17 protein-coding genes and 1 other annotated feature are annotated in these 17,460 nt (G+C 53.2%); of the genes, 13 read left to right on the forward strand and 4 right to left on the reverse strand.

All coding sequences use genetic code 11. The annotated features are described in order from the left end of the window. Nucleotides 1–72: 72 nt before the first annotated feature. Both P0H77_RS00055 and P0H77_RS00060 read left to right on the forward strand, forming a co-directional pair. Nucleotides 73–1,383, forward strand: a complete 1,311-nt coding sequence (locus tag P0H77_RS00055; RefSeq protein WP_276160526.1) for an MFS transporter — start codon at nucleotides 73–75, stop codon at nucleotides 1,381–1,383. Nucleotides 1,384–1,396: 13 nt separating this feature from the next. Beyond that, the gene (locus P0H77_RS00060) at nucleotides 1,397–2,329 is read left to right on the forward strand and encodes a 2-hydroxyacid dehydrogenase (protein ID WP_276160527.1); all 933 of its coding nucleotides are present in this window, start codon (nucleotides 1,397–1,399) and stop codon (nucleotides 2,327–2,329) included. A 47-nt stretch (nucleotides 2,330–2,376) separates the two neighbouring features. Here P0H77_RS00060 and P0H77_RS00065 read toward each other — a convergent pair whose 3' ends face one another. Beyond that, complete coding sequence (locus P0H77_RS00065; protein WP_276160528.1) at nucleotides 2,377–2,829, reverse strand: acyltransferase; 453 nt, start codon at nucleotides 2,827–2,829, stop codon at nucleotides 2,377–2,379. Between the two features lie 114 nt (nucleotides 2,830–2,943). Between P0H77_RS00065 and P0H77_RS00070 the strand changes: the two genes are divergently transcribed. Next, complete coding sequence (locus P0H77_RS00070) at nucleotides 2,944–4,170, forward strand: DUF3748 domain-containing protein (RefSeq protein WP_276160529.1); 1,227 nt, start codon at nucleotides 2,944–2,946, stop codon at nucleotides 4,168–4,170. Between the two features lies 1 nt (nucleotide 4,171). Here the strand turns inward: P0H77_RS00070 and P0H77_RS00075 are convergent, their stop codons facing one another. After that, nucleotides 4,172–4,501: a YceK/YidQ family lipoprotein gene (locus P0H77_RS00075; RefSeq protein WP_276160530.1), complete on the reverse strand. Its 330-nt coding sequence runs from the start codon at nucleotides 4,499–4,501 to the stop codon at nucleotides 4,172–4,174. 240 nt (nucleotides 4,502–4,741) lie between these two features. Then, nucleotides 4,742–4,819, forward strand: a sequence feature (ROSE (Repression Of Heat Shock gene Expression) occurs in the 5'-region of heat shock genes and acts as an RNA thermometer to modulate expression.). Here P0H77_RS00075 and ibpA point away from each other — a divergent pair. The 3 genes from ibpA (at nucleotide 4,813) to P0H77_RS00090 (ending at nucleotide 7,758) form a co-directional block, all read left to right on the forward strand. After that, a complete protein-coding gene (gene ibpA, locus P0H77_RS00080; RefSeq protein WP_176918515.1) occupies nucleotides 4,813–5,226 on the forward strand; it encodes a small heat shock chaperone IbpA in 414 nt (137 codons plus the stop codon). Its footprint overlaps the feature before it by 7 nt. Before the next feature lie 110 nt (nucleotides 5,227–5,336). Further along, on the forward strand, nucleotides 5,337–5,765 hold the full coding sequence (ibpB, locus tag P0H77_RS00085; protein WP_276160531.1) for a small heat shock chaperone IbpB: 429 nt from the start codon (nucleotides 5,337–5,339) through the stop codon (nucleotides 5,763–5,765). Between the two features lie 331 nt (nucleotides 5,766–6,096). After that, nucleotides 6,097–7,758: a putative transporter gene (locus P0H77_RS00090; RefSeq protein ID WP_276160533.1), complete on the forward strand. Its 1,662-nt coding sequence runs from the start codon at nucleotides 6,097–6,099 to the stop codon at nucleotides 7,756–7,758. 3 nt (nucleotides 7,759–7,761) lie between these two features. Here P0H77_RS00090 and P0H77_RS00095 read toward each other — a convergent pair whose 3' ends face one another. After that, entirely contained in the window at nucleotides 7,762–8,469 is a 708-nt protein-coding gene (locus P0H77_RS00095) for a GntR family transcriptional regulator (protein WP_194207661.1), read from the reverse strand. A 274-nt stretch (nucleotides 8,470–8,743) separates the two neighbouring features. On the opposite strand from P0H77_RS00095, the gene P0H77_RS00100 reads away from it, so the two are divergent. Together P0H77_RS00100 and P0H77_RS00105 are read left to right on the forward strand one after the other, a co-directional pair. Next, on the forward strand, nucleotides 8,744–10,363 hold the full coding sequence (locus P0H77_RS00100; RefSeq protein ID WP_276160535.1) for an alpha-glucoside-specific PTS transporter subunit IIBC: 1,620 nt from the start codon (nucleotides 8,744–8,746) through the stop codon (nucleotides 10,361–10,363). Beyond that, nucleotides 10,360–11,682, forward strand: coding sequence for a 6-phospho-alpha-glucosidase (locus P0H77_RS00105; RefSeq protein ID WP_276160537.1), 1,323 nt, complete (start codon nucleotides 10,360–10,362; stop codon nucleotides 11,680–11,682). Before P0H77_RS00100 ends, P0H77_RS00105 begins: the two co-directional genes overlap by 4 nt. Before the next feature lie 33 nt (nucleotides 11,683–11,715). Here the strand turns inward: P0H77_RS00105 and P0H77_RS00110 are convergent, their stop codons facing one another. Beyond that, nucleotides 11,716–12,579: an AraC family transcriptional regulator gene (locus tag P0H77_RS00110; RefSeq protein WP_276160544.1), complete on the reverse strand. Its 864-nt coding sequence runs from the start codon at nucleotides 12,577–12,579 to the stop codon at nucleotides 11,716–11,718. 247 nt (nucleotides 12,580–12,826) lie between these two features. Between P0H77_RS00110 and P0H77_RS00115 the strand changes: the two genes are divergently transcribed. From P0H77_RS00115 to P0H77_RS00135, 5 genes are all read left to right on the forward strand, one after another. Further along, nucleotides 12,827–14,542 carry a solute:sodium symporter family transporter gene (locus P0H77_RS00115; protein WP_176918503.1) on the forward strand — a complete coding sequence of 572 codons (1,716 nt, stop codon included), beginning with the start codon at nucleotides 12,827–12,829 and terminating at the stop codon, nucleotides 14,540–14,542. Beyond that, nucleotides 14,539–16,032: a sulfatase-like hydrolase/transferase gene (locus P0H77_RS00120; protein ID WP_276160552.1), complete on the forward strand. Its 1,494-nt coding sequence runs from the start codon at nucleotides 14,539–14,541 to the stop codon at nucleotides 16,030–16,032. The genes P0H77_RS00115 and P0H77_RS00120 overlap by 4 nt, the downstream gene beginning before the upstream one ends. Nucleotides 16,033–16,227: 195 nt before the next feature. Continuing rightward, nucleotides 16,228–16,575, forward strand: a complete 348-nt coding sequence (locus P0H77_RS00125; protein ID WP_276160554.1) for a DUF202 domain-containing protein — start codon at nucleotides 16,228–16,230, stop codon at nucleotides 16,573–16,575. Then, the gene (locus P0H77_RS00130; RefSeq protein WP_276160559.1) at nucleotides 16,565–16,927 is read left to right on the forward strand and encodes a DUF202 domain-containing protein; all 363 of its coding nucleotides are present in this window, start codon (nucleotides 16,565–16,567) and stop codon (nucleotides 16,925–16,927) included. Before P0H77_RS00125 ends, P0H77_RS00130 begins: the two co-directional genes overlap by 11 nt. Before the next feature lie 13 nt (nucleotides 16,928–16,940). Next, nucleotides 16,941–17,450, forward strand: a complete 510-nt coding sequence (locus P0H77_RS00135; protein WP_276160566.1) for a radical SAM protein — start codon at nucleotides 16,941–16,943, stop codon at nucleotides 17,448–17,450. The last annotated feature ends 10 nt before the right edge of the window (nucleotides 17,451–17,460 follow it).

The following is a 17,460-nucleotide window of genomic DNA, read 5'->3' on the forward strand; positions in this document are numbered from 1 at the left end:
AATCAATGATAATTGGCTGCCTGGTGGCAGAGGGGATCCCTTTGTCATTAGAAAGCAGAACGAGGGTCTGTTATGAATACCGATCTGTACTCTACAACGTTGCGGCAGCTTAATGCGAAGATAATTCCTTTTATTATTATCTGTTACTTCGTTGCTAATCTGGATAAAACGAATATCTCTATTGCGGCGCTACAAATGAACGCCGATTTGGGTCTGAGCGCCAGTATGTATGGCCTTGGTGTAGGGATGTTTTATATTTCCTATATTATTTTTGAAATCCCCAGCAACGTTATTATGACTAAAGTGGGAGCCAGGCTGTGGATTGCAAGGATCATGATTACCTGGGGCATCGTCAGTGCCGGGATGTCGCTGGTTCATACTCCCACGCAACTCTATATCATGCGTTTCTTACTGGGCATGGCTGAAGCAGGGTTTACGCCGGGCATCATCTACTATATTTCCTGCTGGTTCCCGAAAAGCAACCGCGCACGAGCTATGTCATTCTTTTATATGGGATCGGTGATGGCGTCCATAATCGGGCTGCCGATTTCCGGTACTATCCTGAATATGCATGGTATTGCGGATATCGCAGGCTGGCGCTGGCTGTTCGCCATTGAAGGTATTCCCGCTATTGTGCTGGGCGTACTGGTGCTGTGGCGTTTACCACAATCTCCCGATCATGCAGCTTGGCTTTCAACTGAGCAAAAAGGGTGGCTTAAAGCGCAGCTGGCACAGGATAACGCGAGTGTGGAAGTCGGTGCTAATCATAGCTGGATCAGCGCCCTGAAAAATAAAACCGTGTTGTTATTAAGCCTGGTGTGGTTTCTACAGGCATTTGGCTCCATCGGGATCACCCTCTTTTTACCGCTGATTATTAAAAGCATGGCCAGCGAACAGAGCAATCTTGTTATCAGCCTGCTTTCCGCCGTGCCGTTTATCGCTGCCTGCTTATTTATGTACATCAATGGTCGACATTCAGATACCACGAACGAGCGTTCATGGCACTTAGGATTACCGCTCATCCTCTCCGGGCTGTCGCTGGCGATTGCTATTTATTCAGGCAGCCTGTTGGTGTCCTATGTTTTGCTCATACTGACCGTGGGCTTCAACTTTGCTCTCACGCCAATCTTCTGGGCGGTAACGACCGAGAAACTGGCGGGCGTTGCGGCGGCGGCTTCCATTGCTTTTATCAATACTGTCGCGAATTTCGTGGGTCTCGGTTTACCGCCGCTACTCGGCAAAATTAAAGATGCGACTAACAGCTATCACTACGGGCTGCTGATTGTTGCCGTGGCGCTCATCATTGGGGGCATTATCGGGATCATGGTTTCGCGTCCTGCGCCGTCCCGGATATCTAAAGATACCGCCTCCCGTCTTTCTTAATATCGGAAAAGCTATGAAACAGAAAGTACTTAAACAAGCGGGCCTGCCGGATGCGCTAACGGCAGAACTTAGCCAGCATTATGATTTATACGATTTAGCACATCTGTCTGATACCGAATTGCAGGCGATTGCCGGTGAGATCATGGTGGTTATTACTAACGGTGAGGCGGTGGTCACGCGTGAATTTATTCGTACTCTTCCCTCGCTGAAACTGATTGCCGTTTTTGGTGTAGGTTATGATGGCGTGGATGTGGCCGCAGCGCGTGATGCGGGAGTTGATGTCACTCATACGCCTGGCGTATTGACTGATGATGTCGCTGACCTGGCGATGGGATTGATGCTGGCAGCCTCACGTAAAATTGTTGCTGCGCAGAAATTTATCGAACAGGCAGGCTGGCACAAGAGCGGTTTTCAGTGGACGCGCAAAGTCTCTGGCAAACGGCTGGGTATTCTCGGTATGGGGCGTATCGGACAGGCCATTGCCAAACGGGCGGCGGCATTCGATATGGAGATCTTCTACAGCGATCGTCAACAAAACAGTGCGCTGACATGGGAATTTGTCCCCGACTTGCTGACGCTGGCGCAGAAAAGTGATTTCCTAATGGTGTGCGCGCCGGGGGGCGAAGGGACGAAAGCGCTGGTCAATCAGGCCGTGCTGGAAGCGCTTGGGACGGAAGGTGTGCTGATTAATATCTCGCGCGGTAGCGTGGTCGACGAGGATGCGCTGGTCGCTGCACTGGAAAATAACGCCATAGCCGGAGCAGCACTGGATGTTTTTGCCCATGAGCCTGATGTTCCTGTAGCGTTGCAGCAGCGCGACAACGTGGTGATCACGCCGCATATGGCCAGTGCGACCTGGGAAACGCGTCGGGAGATGTCGCGCCTGGTGCTGGAAAACGTTGAGGCCTGGTTCGCTGGTGCGCCGCTGGTGACACCGGTTCCCTGAGCATTTTTACGCCGATTATCCCGTGCTGCCTACAGGCGCGGGATGATTTACAACGTCCGAATTAACCTCGCCGGATTGCCCGCATAAATCCCTTTTACCGTAATCGCTTTCACCACCACGCTTCCCGCGCCGATGACGGCCCCGGCACAAATAGACGGTGCAAGGATAGTCGCGCCGCTCCCCACGGTGACATCATCGCCCAGCGTTATACTGATCCAGTTTTCCGGCGTAGGGTCTGGCGCACCGCTTTTAAACAGGTCGTTGGCAAAGGAGACGTTGTGACCGATAAAACAGCGCTCGCCGAGGGTAACGTTTTCGCAAATGAAGGTATGCGACTGGATACGGCTGTCGCGACCAATCACGCATCCTTTTTGTATCTCGACGAAAGGTCCGACGAAGACATTATCCTGAAGCTCGCACTGATAAATATTCGACGGACGAATTATCCTGACGTTTTTTCCCGCTTTGATGTCCCGAATGGCGCAATCGCTCAGTTCCATTAGTCTTTTCCTTTCATACCGTAATGACAGATAAGCTTAGCAGACCGTCTCCCGCTGGCAGGCGATGCCACCTTGCGCTACCCTGATGCCCTCTCACGTAGCCGGATCTCGCCCATGAAACAACTCACCTTCGCACCTCGCCATCACCAGTTGACCAATATCCACACCTGGACGCCGGACAGTCAGTGGCTGGCGTTTGATGTGCGTCCCTCCGGCGCGTCGTTTACCGGCGAAACCATTGAGCGCGTTAACGTCCATACCGGCGCGGTTGAGGTGATTTACCGTGCAACGTCGGGGGCGCATGTGGGCGTGGTGACTGTCAGTCCGCAGGCAGAGAAATACGTTTTTATCCACGGCCCGGAAAACCCGGATGCGCAGTGGCATTACGATTTTCATCACCGTCGCGGCGTGGTCGTCGAAAATGGCGTAGCGGAGAACCTCGACGCGATGGATATTACCACGCCTTATACGCCCGGCGCGCTGCGCGGCGGTACGCATGTGCATGTGTTCAGCCCGGACGGGCAGTTCATCAGCTTTACCTATAATGACCACGTGCTGCACGAGCGCGATCCGGCGCTGGATCTACGCAATGTCGGCGTGGCGGCACCTTATGGCCCGGTTGCACCTCAGGGCCAGCATCCACGCGAATATGCCGGTAGCCACTGGTGCGTGCTGGTGAGCCAGACTATGCCAGTACCACAGCCGGGCAGCGATGAGATCAACCGGGCTTATGAAGAGGGCTGGGTGGGCGATCATCGGCTGGCATTTATCGGCGATACGCTGTCGCTGGCGGGCGAAAAAGTCCCGGAGCTGTTTATTGTCGATCTGCCGCAGACTCGCGCTGGCTGGCAACGCGCCGGAGATGCGCCGCTGGCCGGAACGGAAAGCACGCTACCTGCGCCACCTGCAGGCGTGGTTCAGCGTCGTCTGACCTTTACCCATCAGCGCCCGTATCCTGGACTGGCAACGTCGGTGCGTCACTGGGTGCGGGCTAATCCGCAGGGAACGGCTATCGCTTTTTTGATGCGCGATGACGCGGGCATTATTCAGCTCTGGCTGATGTCGCCAGACGGAGGCGAGCCGTGCCAGCTTACGCATAATACGACGGATATTCAGTCGGCCTTTAACTGGCATCCGTCGGGAAAGACGCTGGGATTTGTGCTGGAAGAGCGGATTGCCTGCTGCGATGCACACACTGGCGACATCACCTTTTTGACTACCGATCATGAAAACGCGCCTTCCGCCGACGCTATTGTCTTTTCGCCAGACGGTAAGCTTATCGCCTGGATGGAAGAAACCGACGGCTTCCGTCAGCTATGGATAACTGAAACCAGGGACTGAATCAGTGGGAGGGCATCTGCGCGGGCGGGATCACCGCATTGGTTGCCTGCGCATCCTGCTCGCTTTTTTCAACGCGGGATTTCACCGAGCTGTCGGTACGGAACATATCCCATGGCAGCAGCACGGTATCGACCACCGCCGTAAAAGGCATATCCAACAATACCAGTGATTTCGTGCCCCAGTTAGTGTTGCTTTCCAGCATATTGCTGCTGGCCCGGGTGCCGGGATAAACCCCCTCTTTACCGCCAGTGTGAGACATCACGCTTGAACAACTGCACAAGCAGACTACGCCACTGACCAATGCCAGTCTGGAAACACCTTTTCTCATCATAATTTAATCATCTTTATGGCACTGCAAAAACGGCTTATCCGGGTTATAACGTCCATGGTTCAAAATGAAAAGTCCGGAAACGTTGCTCTGTGGCAGTAATCGCACTTTACCTTTTGTGCGCTGATCCCAGTGTATGCGCTACACCTGAAAGTGCAAAAAATCAGACCACCGCTCTTGAAAGAAGTTTCTTTGTACCCATTTATCTGATGTAGCCCGATGAGGAACTCGCCTGCGGGGTGTTCCGGGAACCGCGACCTGTCCATGACGGAAGGTCAGTACCAAAATTCTCGCTGATTTCAGGAGCTTTTATTATGCGTAATTTCGATCTCTCTCCACTGTACCGTTCAGCTATCGGCTTTGACCGCCTGTTCAACCTGCTGGAAAACAACCAGAGCCAGAGTAATGGCGGCTATCCTCCGTATAACGTCGAGCTGGTGGATGAAGACCACTATCGTATCGCCATTGCTGTCGCCGGTTTTGCGGAGAGCGAACTGGAGATCACCGCGCAGGACAACCTGCTGATCGTCAAAGGCTCCCATGCCACCGAGCAGAAAGAGCGCACCTATCTTTATCAGGGCATCGCCGAGCGCAACTTCGAACGTAAGTTCCAGCTTGCGGAAAACATTCATGTGAATGGCGCGAATCTGGTTAACGGCCTGCTGTATGTCGAGCTGGAACGCGTGGTTCCGGAAGCGAAAAAACCGCGCCGTATCGAGATCAACTAATTTCACCGGGTCGCCGCTGGCGGCCCCTCCAAACCATGCTCGCCGTCAGGGAGCACAGGCGAATCCACGGATTCGCAGGTATCAACTCGCTTCTTTGAAGGAGAATGACAATGCGTAATTACGATGTATCCCCCTTACTGCGTCAGTGGATCGGCTTCGATAAACTGGCAAATGCGCTGCAAAACACCACTGAAGGCCAGGCCTTCCCGCCGTACAACATTGAAAAAGGCGACGATAACCATTATCGCATCACCCTTGCGCTGGCCGGTTTCCGTCAGGAAGATCTGGATATTCAGCTTGAAGGCACCCGCCTGACTGTCAAAGGTTCGCCGGTGAAACCGGAATCGGAACCAAAATGGCTGCATCAGGGGCTGGTTATGCAACCCTTCAGCCTGACATTCACGCTGGCGGAATATATGGAAGTGGCGGGTGCGACTTTTGCCAACGGCCTGCTGCATATTGATATCGTGCGCAACGTCCCGGAGGCCATCGCCCCCCAGCGTATCGCCATCAGCGAGCGTCCGGCGCTGAATAGTTAAGACGGTTATACCTTCTATCTTTAAAAGGCTCCCGTTAGGGAGCCTTTTCCGATTGCTGACAAACGTTATACCGTGGAATTATGCCTGGCGGCGCTGCGCTTGCACAGGCCTACGGTTATGAACAATCTATTGATATTGATGATTTTGTAGGCTGGGTAAGGCGAAGCCGCCACCCGGCAAAACGGCGTACACAATAACAAAAGCAAGTTTGTCATCAACTTCAAGTCCGGCTCCCTTTGTGGAGCCTTTTTTTGTGCGCTACCACCCATACATCCCCCGTTATCTCTGAGAGAATCCCTTTTACCCGTAATGTTATTCACAGGGAAAAAACATGAGTGATATAGCATTGACCATCAGCTTTCTGGCGCTGGTGGCGATTGTAGGTCTGTGGATCGGCAACATCAAAATCCGTGGTGTGGGGCTGGGGATCGGCGGCGTGCTGTTTGGCGGGATTATCGTCGGGCACTTTGTCGAACAGGCAGGCATCATGCTGAGCAGCCCGATGCTGCATTTCATTCAGGAGTTTGGCCTGATCCTTTTTGTATACACCATCGGTATTCAGGTCGGGCCGGGATTTTTCACCTCACTGCGGGTATCGGGTCTGCGGCTGAACCTGTTTGCCATTCTGATTGTCATCCTGGGCGGGCTGGTCACCGCCATCCTGCACAAGCTGTTTGCGATTCCACTGCCGGTGGTGCTGGGCATCTTCTCCGGCGCGGTCACCAATACTCCGGCGCTCGGGGCCGGACAGCAGGTGCTACGCGATCTTGGGGTAACGGGCGATGTGATTGATCAGATGGGGATGAGCTATGCAATGGCCTACCCGTTTGGGATTTGCGGCATTTTGCTGTCCATGTGGCTGATTCGTCTGTTTTTTCGCATTAGCGTTGAAAAAGAGGCTCAGCAGTTCGAAACCAGTTCAGGCAACGGACAGAAACACCTGCAAAACATTAACCTCTGCGTCGAAAACCCTAACCTGCATAATCTGGCGATCCAGGACGTCCCGCTACTTAACAGTGATAAAATCATATGCTCGCGGCTGAAACGCGGCGAGACGCTGATGGTGCCTTCCCCCGGCACGCTGATACAGTCCGGCGATCTGCTTTATCTTGTCGGGCAGCAGGCGGATTTACGCGCGGCGCAGTTAGTGATCGGCAGAGAAGTTGAAACCGCGCTCTCGACCCACGGCACCGACCTGTGCGTGGAGCGCGTGGTGGTGACCAATGAAAAAGTGCTGGGCAAAAAGCTGCGCGATCTGGATTTTAAACAGCGTTATGACGTGGTGATCTCACGGCTGAACCGCGCCGGGGTGGAACTGGTCGCCAGCAGCAGTGCCGCGCTGCAATTTGGTGACATCCTTAACCTCGTTGGCCGCCAGGCTTCAATTGACGCCGTCGCCGCCGAGCTTGGCAACGCGCAGCAAAAACTTCAGCAGGTACAAATGCTGCCGGTGTTTATCGGCATCGGCCTGGGCGTGCTGCTGGGCTCCGTGCCGCTCTTTATCCCGGGCTTTCCGGTGGCCTTAAAACTGGGCCTTGCCGGGGGACCGCTGATTATGGCGCTGATCCTGGGGCGCATTGGCACCATTGGCAAGCTGTACTGGTTTATGCCGCCGAGCGCCAACCTGGCGCTGCGCGAACTGGGGATTGTGCTGTTCCTCTCGGTGGTCGGGCTGAAATCGGGCGGCGATTTTGTGCATACGCTGGTTCAGGGCGATGGCCTGAGCTGGGTCGGCTATGGCATCTTTATTACCGCCATTCCGCTGATCACCGCGGGGTTACTGGCGCGTATCTTCGCCAAAATGAATTACCTGACCATTTGCGGCATGCTGGCGGGCTCAATGACCGATCCGCCGGCGCTGGCTTTTGCTAACAACCTTCACGCGACCAGCGGCGCGGCGGCATTGTCCTACGCCACGGTTTATCCGCTGGTGATGTTTCTGCGAATCATCACGCCGCAATTATTGGCGGTATTATTCTGGGGCATGGGTTAAGGGTCAGGCATGCACGCGAAGCAGGTGATAATCCACCTGATATTCACTGGCATTGCGGAACATAATGGAATAGTTTAAAAATTCGCCGCTATCGCTATAGGACAGTGACGTTATACGTAATAGCGGCGTACTCTCTTCAACCAGCATTAACTGCGCCATTTTCCTGTCCGCCAGAATGGGCGACAGGCTTTCATAATTTCCGGTTATTGTTATTCCGCACTCATTTTCAATATAACGAAACTTTGATCCCTCCAGATGCGCGATCGACAAGTTGCGAAACAGCTTCACCGGCATATAACTGTCTTCCAGCATGATCGGTTTATCATCGACATAGCGTAAACGCCGCGAGTAGTAGATCCGCTCATCGGTCTGGATACGTAGCTGTCTGGCAATCGCAGGCGGAGCGGGCATCACCACAAACTCCAGCACTTTGCTGAAGACGATTCGGCCCTGGCTCTCCATCACCTCACACAATCCCGTCAGGTTAGTGGTTTCCTGATAAACGTCTTTCTGAATAACATAGGTGCCGCTGCCGTGTTTACGTGCAACCAGCCCCCAGTGAATTAATAAATCAATGGCTTTGCGAATCGTCATGCGGGATACGCCATACTCTTCCGCCAGCTTTTTCTCGCCGGGTAAGGGGCTGCCGACATTATAGTTTTCCGAGTTCAGCCGCAGTCTTAATTTATCAGCAATAGATTTGTAGATCATCCCTGGACCTCTTTATGCCCTTTGCGGAACCCCAAAAAGGCGTGATTTTTCAAGGTGAAGCAAAGGTTAGTAATTGTGATTTTTTAGAGCATTCATGAACATGTCTAACATTCTCATAAAAATAAGACAACTTAGTTGAAATTAAAATCATGAGTTTGATCACAAATAATTTCAACTTCTCATGTGTTTTACCGTGCCGCTTTTTATTGTTACCCCTGCAGGACGCAATGACAAAAATAAATACTCTACATGTTCTTTAACGAGGATGTAAAAAATGCTCAGTCAAATACAACGCTTTGGCGGTGCGATGTTCACCCCGGTGCTGCTGTTTCCGTTTGCCGGTATCGTGGTGGGTATTACCCTTATGTTGCAGAACCCGCTATTCGTGGGCGAGTCTTTAACCGATCCCAACAGCTTATTTGCACAAATCGTCCATATTATTGAAGAAGGCGGCTGGACGGTATTCAGAAATATGCCGCTGGTATTTGCGATTGGCCTGCCCATCGGGCTGGCAAAACAGGCGCAGGGCCGCGCGTGTCTTGCGGTGATGGTCAGTTTTTTAACCTGGAATTACTTTATTAATGCCATGGGGACCACCTGGGGCGGTTTTTTCGGCGTGGATTTTAGTGTCGACCCCGTGGCCGGAAGCGGTCTTACCATGATAGCGGGAATAAAAACGCTGGATACCAGTATTATCGGTGCCATTGTTATTTCCGGATTCGTTACTGCATTACATAACCGTTTTTTTGATAAGCCTTTACCTGTATTTCTGGGCACGTTTCAGGGCAGCTCCTTTGTCGTAATCGTTGCTTTCCTCGCCATGATCCCCTGCGCCTGGCTGACGCTGCTGGGCTGGCCGAAAGTACAAATGGGCATTGAATCCCTACAGGCATTTTTACGCAACGCTGGAGCAGTCGGTGTGTGGTGCTACATTTTTCTGGAACGTATTCTCATCCCCACCGGATTGCACCACTTTGTTTATGGCCCTTTCATGTATGGTCCGGCTGCTGTTGAGGGCGGAATACAGGTGTACTGGGCGCAGCATCTTCTGGAGTTTAGCCAGTCAACCCAACCGCTGAAAACGCTCTTCCCTGAAGGTGGATTCGCGATGTTCGGCAACTCGAAAGTATTTGCGGCTCCCGGCATTGCCCTGGCGATTTACTACACTGCTGCCCCTGCTAACCGTAAGAAAGTCGCGGGTCTGTTAATTCCTGCGGCGTTAACCGCGATGCTCGTGGGGATCACTGAACCGCTGGAGTTTACTTTTCTGTTTATTTGCCCGCCGCTATTCGCCCTTCATGCCGTGCTGGCGGCAACGATGTCGACCACCATGTACATCGCCGGAGTTTCAGCAAATTTACAGGGTGGACTGATCGATACCGTGATCCCCCAGGTATGGATCCCCTTATTTCATAATCATACGGCGATGATACTCACCCATATCGCCATCGGTTTGCTGTTTTCGGTCATCTATTTTGTCCTTTTCCGCGCAATTATCCTGCGTTTCAACCTGAAAACGCCGGGGCGTGAAGACAGCGAAGTGAAACTCTACACCAAAGCTGATTATAAGGCGGCGCGTGGGCAAACCACCGCAGCCGCTGCGGATACCCGGCTCGGGCAAGCCGCTGGCTTCCTGCAGGCGCTGGGCGGCGCGGGCAATATCGAGAGCGTTAATAACTGCGCGACTCGCCTGCGAATTGCGCTTCACGACATGTCGCTAACGCAAAGCGATGACGTCTTCAAATCACTGGGTGCACACGGCGTTGTGCGTCGCGGCAACGGTATTCAGGTCATTGTTGGTTTGCACGTTCCCCAGGTGCGCGACCAGCTGGAAACACTAATGAAATCCTCGTTATCAAACGAACAAATCCCCATGACGGAGGCTGTATCATGAAAAAATTCTCAGTGGTTATCGCTGGCGGCGGCAGCACCTTTACGCCCGGTATTGTATTAATGTTGCTGGCAAACCAGGACCGTCTGCCGCTGCGTGCGCTGAAGTTCTATGACAACGACGGCGCACGCCAGGAAATCGTGGCTGAAGCCTGCAAGGTGATCATGAAAGAGCAGGCGCCTGAAATCGATTTTAGCTACACCACCGATCCTGAAACCGCCTTTACCGACGTCGATTTTGTGATGGCGCATATTCGTGTCGGCAAATATCCGATGCGTGAGAAAGACGAGAAGATCCCGCTGCGCCATGGCGTGCTGGGCCAGGAAACCTGCGGGCCAGGTGGGATCGCCTACGGCATGCGTTCTATCGGCGGTGTACTGGAGCTGGTAGATTATATGGAGCGGTATTCGCCGAACGCGTGGATGCTGAACTACTCCAACCCGGCAGCCATCGTCGCGGAGGCCACCCGTCGCCTGCGCCCGAACGCCAAAATCCTCAATATCTGCGATATGCCGATTGGTATTGAAGGTCGCATGGCGCAAATTGCCGGGTTGCAGGATCGTAAACAAATGCGCACCCGCTACTATGGTCTCAACCATTTTGGCTGGTGGACGTCCATTGAAGATCTGGACGGTAACGACCTGATGCCGAAACTGCGTGAATACGTTGCCAGACACGGTTATGTGCCGCCCTCAAACGATCCACATACTGAGGCGAGCTGGAACGATACCTTTGCCAAAGCGAAAGATGTGCAGGCGCTGGACCCGGATACCATGCCGAATACCTATCTGAAATATTACCTCTATCCAGACTATGTGGTGGCGCATTCCAACCCGGAACGTACCCGCGCTAACGAGGTGATGGACCACCGCGAAAAACAGGTCTTCAACGCCTGCCGCGCGATTATCGAAGCCGGTCATTCCAGCGCAGGCGAGCTGGAGATCGACGAACATGCGTCTTACATCGTGGATCTGGCCGCCGCGATTGCCTTCAACACGCAGGAGCGGATGCTGCTGATTGTGCCGAATAATGGCGCTATCCATAACTTTGATGCCGATGCGATGGTTGAAATCCCCTGTCTGGTGGGGACAAAAGGGCCGGAGCCGCTGACGGTGGGCGATATTCCGCATTTCCAGAAGGGACTGATGGGCCAGCAGGTAATGGTCGAAAAACTGGTGGTGGATGCGTGGGAATCACACTCTTATCAGAAACTGTGGCAGGCGATCACGCTCTCTAAAACGGTGCCGAGCGCGTCGGTGGCGAAAGCCATTCTGGACGATTTGATTGAAGCCAATAAGGAATACTGGCCGGAACTACGCTAATCTTTTGGCCGGGTAGCGCTGCGTTACCTGGCTTTATTTCCTCTGCCGCAGCACCGCCGACGGCGCATAGCCAAATTTCCGCTTAAACGCTTTGCTGAAGTGAAATGAGTCAAAAAAATTCAGCACGTCGGCCACGTTGCTCACCGAATTTCCCTCCTGCTTAAGCAGCGACAGCGCAAGATCCAGCCGCGCATCCAGATAATATTCCTTTGGCGTTTTCCCGGTATAACGTAAAAACAGGCGGCGTAAATACTGCTCGCTACACTGCATCCACTGGGCCATCTCCGTTACGCTCCACTGTCTTTGCAGATCCGAATGCAGCAGGCTAATCAGCTTTTCTATCTGGATAAGCTGCCGGTCTTTAGTACCGTTTTCAAAAATCAGGCAAATCCACTGGTAGATAATCTTCGTAAGAAAGGCAACGGCCAGATTATTTTTTAATGGATTACGGCTGGCAATCAGGCTGGCAACTTCATTAAGTTCATCCTTAAACGCATCGCCGTTATAAATAATAGCCTGCTGTAATAAAGGAATTTCCATAACGCTGGTAGGGACAAATTCCATCCAGTATTGTTCCCAAAGTAAACCATCGCAATGATAGGATTTTATATCCATTGGTTTTAAGAATATAACGCAATTGCCATTAAGGATAATTTCGGAATTGTCGGTAAGAATGATTTTCCCGCAGCCCTGAAGGGTGTAAACGGCTACCCATGAATTCGCGATTAATGGTTTTTTCTTATCGCGGGGCCATATGACGCGGTAGCTCTCATCGGCAAGGGTATGCCACAGCGAGATGAGCGAAATTCCGCTTGAGATCACATTTTCTTCAAGAACTAACGGGATATTGTACGTAGTTTCGTTTTTTACATGCGAAAATTGAATTTTTCCATTCATTTTAATTTCTCGCCAGCGAATTATGCCCACAACCTGAGTTATGGAATTTAGCAAAAAAAGAGTCGCTCAGGGATACATTGCATCTCGTTTTATGCATTTCACCTTCCAGACTGCCGCTATGTGAATAGCTCTGATTCACAGAGATGCGTTCTGAAAGTTGAGATGCCTGGAAATCTCATTGCCTAACCCGGAAATGCTATTCCTCTTACCCTTCTGGCACCGGGATATAAACAAAAAGGGCTACAAGATGAATGCTACGCAAATTTTGAGCTTTGTCGGATTTACTTTACTGGTGGCCGTTATCACCTGGTGGAAAGTGCGCAAAGCGGATACCGGCTCGCAACAAGGTTACTTCCTGGCCGGACGTTCGCTTAAGGCACCCGTGATCGCCGCTTCCCTGATGTTAACGAACCTCTCAACCGAACAACTGGTGGGACTCTCCGGTCAGGCTTACAAAAGCGGAATGTCGGTGATGGGCTGGGAGGTCACCTCCGCCGTCACGCTAATCCTGCTGGCGCTGATTTTTCTGCCGCGTTATTTGCAGCGCGGTATCGCCACTATCCCCGATTTTCTTGAAGAGCGTTACGATAAAACCACGCGCATTATTATCGATTTTTGCTTCCTTATCGCGACCGGCATCTGCTTCCTGCCGATTGTCCTCTACTCCGGCGCGCTGGCGCTCAACAGCCTCTTTCATGTCGGCGAATCGCTGGGTCTCTCGCAGGGCGCGGCGATCTGGCTGCTGGTTGTGCTGCTGGGGCTGGCCGGGATTTTGTATGCCGTCATCGGCGGCCTGCGGGCGATGGCGATTGCCGACTCGATTAACGGCATCGGGCTGGTGATTGGCGGCCTGATGGTGCCGATCTTCGGTTTAATCGCCATGGGCGGCGGCAGTTTCCTCCAGGGAATTGAACGGCTCACCACCGTTCACGCGGAAAAACTCAACTCGATTGGCAGCAACTCCGACCCGCTGCCGATTGGCGCGGCGTTTACCGGCCTGATTCTGGTGAATACCTTCTACTGGTGTACCAACCAGGGCATTGTACAGCGAACGCTGGCGTCGAAAAGCCTGGCGGAAGGGCAGAAAGGCGCGCTGTTGACGGCAGTGCTTAAAATGCTCGATCCGCTGATTCTGGTGCTGCCCGGCTTAATCGCCTTTCATCTGTACCAGGATTTGCCGAGTGCCGATATGGCCTATCCGACGCTGGTGAATAAGGTCATGCCGTTGCCGTTGGTCGGCTTTTTCGGTGCGGTTCTGTTTGGCGCGGTGATCAGTACCTTTAACGGTTTTTTGAACAGTGCCAGTACGCTATTCAGCATGGGAATTTACCGGCGCATCATCAACGAAAATGCACAGCCGGACCAACTGGTGCGCACAGGGCGCAAATTCGGTCTGTTTATCGCGGTGGTGTCGGTGCTGGTAGCACCGTGGATCGCTAATGCGCCGCAGGGCCTGTATAGCTGGATGAAGCAGCTTAATGGTATTTATAACGTACCGCTGGTGACGATTATTATTATGGGCTTTTTCTTCCCGCGTATTCCCGCGCTGGCAGCGAAGGTAGCCATGTTCCTCGGCATCGTCAGCTATATCACCATCAACTATCTGGTGAAGTTCGATTTCCATTTTCTCTATGTACTGGCCTGCACGTTCTGCATCAATGTGGTGGTGATGTTGATCATCGGCGCGATCAAACCGCGCGCCACCCCGTTCAAATTCCAGGACGCTTTTGCCGTGGATATGAAGCCGTGGAAAAACGTGAAGATCGCCTCCGTTGGCATACTGTTCGCGATGATTGGCGTCTATTCCGGCCTTGCACAATATGGCGGCTACGGTACGCGCTGGCTGACTATCGTCAGTTATGGCATCACCGCCGTCGTGGTGATTTACCTGATTATTGATAGCTGGCGCAACCGCCATACTCTTGCGGTGACGTCTGCATCTGACGTTAAGGAAAATTTATGAGTCGCCCCAATTTTTTGTTCATCATGACCGACACGCAGGCCACCAATATGGTGGGCTGCTACAGCGGCAAGCCGCTCAACACCCACCATATCGATCGGCTCGCGGGGGAGGGTATTCGCTTTAATTCCGCTTATACCTGCGCCCCGGTTTGCACGCCTGCTCGCGCGGGCCTGTTTACCGGCATCTATTCTAATCAGTCAGGACCGTGGACCAATAACGTCGCTCCCGGCAAAAACATTTCGACGATGGGGCGCTATTTTAAAGACGCGGGCTACCACACCTGCTATATCGGTAAATGGCACCTGGACGGTCACGACTATTTCGGCACCGGCGCTTGCCCGCCGGAATGGGATGCAGATTACTGGTATGACGGGGCTAATTACCTGGCAGAACTGAGCGAGGAGGAGATTGGCCTCTGGCGCAACGGATTGAATAGCGTTGAAGATTTAAACGCTAATCATATCGATGAGACATTCACCTGGGCGCATCGTATCAGCAATCGCGCTGTGGATTTTCTGCAACAGCCCGCGCGCGATGATGAACCCTTCCTGATGGTGGTCTCCTATGATGAGCCGCATCACCCTTTCACCTGCCCGGTGGAGTATCTGGAGAAGTACGCGGACTTTTATTACGACCTCGGGGAAAAAGCACACGACGATTTGCACAACAAACCTGAGCACCACCGCCTGTGGGCGCAGGCGATGCCATCGCCGGTGGGAGCGGACGGGCGCTATCATCATCCGATGTATTTTGCCTGCAACGATTTTGTCGACGATCAGATTGGCCGGGTCATCGACGCCCTGACGCCGGAGCAGCGTGACAATACCTGGGTCATTTATACCTCCGATCACGGCGAAATGATGGGCGCGCACAAGCTCATCAGTAAAGGCGCGGCAATGTATGACGATATCACCCGCATCCCGCTGATTATGCGTCCGCCGCATGGCAAGCCGACGCAGGTAAACACCCCGGTCAGCCATATCGATTTGCTGCCAACGATGATGGCGCTGGCAGGCATCGAGAAGCCAGCGATTCTGCCGGGCGAGAATATCCTCAACGCGCCTGAAACGCGCGGCGTGATGGTGGAATTCAACCGTTATGAGATTGAGCATGACAGCTTCGGCGGTTTTATTCCGGTGCGCTGCTGGGTGACCGATCGCTATAAACTGGTGCTCAACCTGTTTACCAGCGATGAACTGTACGATCGGCACAACGATCCCGACGAGTTACGCAACCTTATCGATGAACCGTCACTCGCCGACGTGCGTAACCAGATGCACGATGCGCTGCTGGATTATATGGATAAGATCCGCGATCCGTTCCGCACCTATCAATGGAGCCTGCGTCCGTGGCGCAAGGACGCCCAGCCGCGCTGGATGGGCGCTTTCCGCCCGCGTCCCGAAGACGGCTATTCGCCGGTGGTGCGCGATTACGACACCGGGCTACCGACGCAAGGCGTCAAGGTGGAAGAGAAGAAGCAGAAGTTTTAACCGCAGCGCTTCTCCTGAAACTGAGGGGGCGATGACAGCCCCCTTTTAGAATTTGCAGTTGTTCAACTGCCGGGTGGCCCGGCCTGTGATTATGCGTTAAAAAGAAAAATTCCCCTTACGCATGAAACATTCTCTTGTGCCCTCATTATGTTTTATCCTGTCTGTACGGAACAGAATCAAAAGAAAGGAGCAGTAATGAAAATTTCTCGCCTCGGAGAAGCGCCAGATTACCGCTTCTCGCTGGCCAATGAACGTACTTTTCTGGCGTGGATCCGTACTGCGCTGGGCTTTCTGGCGGCGGGCGTCGGGCTCGACCAGCTTGCGCCGGATTTCGCCACGCCCGCCATCCGCGAGCTGCTGGCCCTGTTGCTTTGCCTGTTCGCAGGGGGACTGTCGATTTATGGCTATCTGCGCTGGCTGCGTAATGAGAAGGCGATGCGGCTAAAAGAGGATTTACCCTATACCCGCACTTTACTGGTCATCAGCATTATTTTGCTGCTCGTGGTGATCATTGTGATGGCGCTGGTGCTGTATGGCGGATAACCGCAAAGCCCGCCGCGAATCCGATCCCGGTCTGCAACCAGAACGCACTTCTCTGGCCTGGTTTCGTACATTATTGGGCTATAGCGCGCTGATGGCGCTGGCAGTAAAGCACCACTGGCATGAAGCCGGGGCGCTATTCTGGGTTTCAATTGCCGTGCTGATCGTGGTCGCCGCGCTGATCTGGCACTATACCCGCAGCCGCAGCCTGATGGACGTAGAGCTCGACGATTTCGCGCAGCCGCGCGTGGTACGTGACAAATTTTTGATCTCCCTCGCGGTCCTGTCGCTCGCATTGTTGTTTGCTGTTACGCATATACGTCAGCTTGTATTACTGATTCAACATTACCTTTGAATGGATGCCCATCATGGAAGATGCCACCTTTGAGCCTTACCTCCACCGACTGAAAGACATACGGATCACTCTTTCGGTTAGCCAACAGCCGCAGCGGGTCTACCGCTATCTGCGTGAACGTCACCTGTCGCGTATTCACTTCTCTCCGCTGGTGGAACGGGATGAAGACGGGCATCTCAGCGCAGCATCGGTAACGGGAGAGGCGTGGGGAAATTTCTTAAGTACGATCTTCGGCATCTGGGTCAGAGAGGATATCGGGCGCATATCGATACCGCTATTTGACGATACGCTTACCGTCTGGCGGGAGTTCCAGCATCGCGATGCGGTGCAGGAAACATTATCCGCGACATGCCGTAACTGTACGCAGTTACGCTTTTGCCAGGGATGCGGGATAGCGAGCGACAGTGTTTTATGCAGCGGCTACCGCCAGTTTTTCACCTACAGCGCGCCGTACATGCGGGTGATGCGTGACCTCATCAAACAGCATCGTTCGCCGATGGAGTTAATGGCGCTGCTGCGCTGATTGATTTCCC

The sequence above is a fragment of the Superficieibacter sp. HKU1 genome, from assembly GCF_029319185.1.
In the GTDB taxonomy this organism is placed as follows: domain Bacteria; phylum Pseudomonadota; class Gammaproteobacteria; order Enterobacterales; family Enterobacteriaceae; genus Superficieibacter.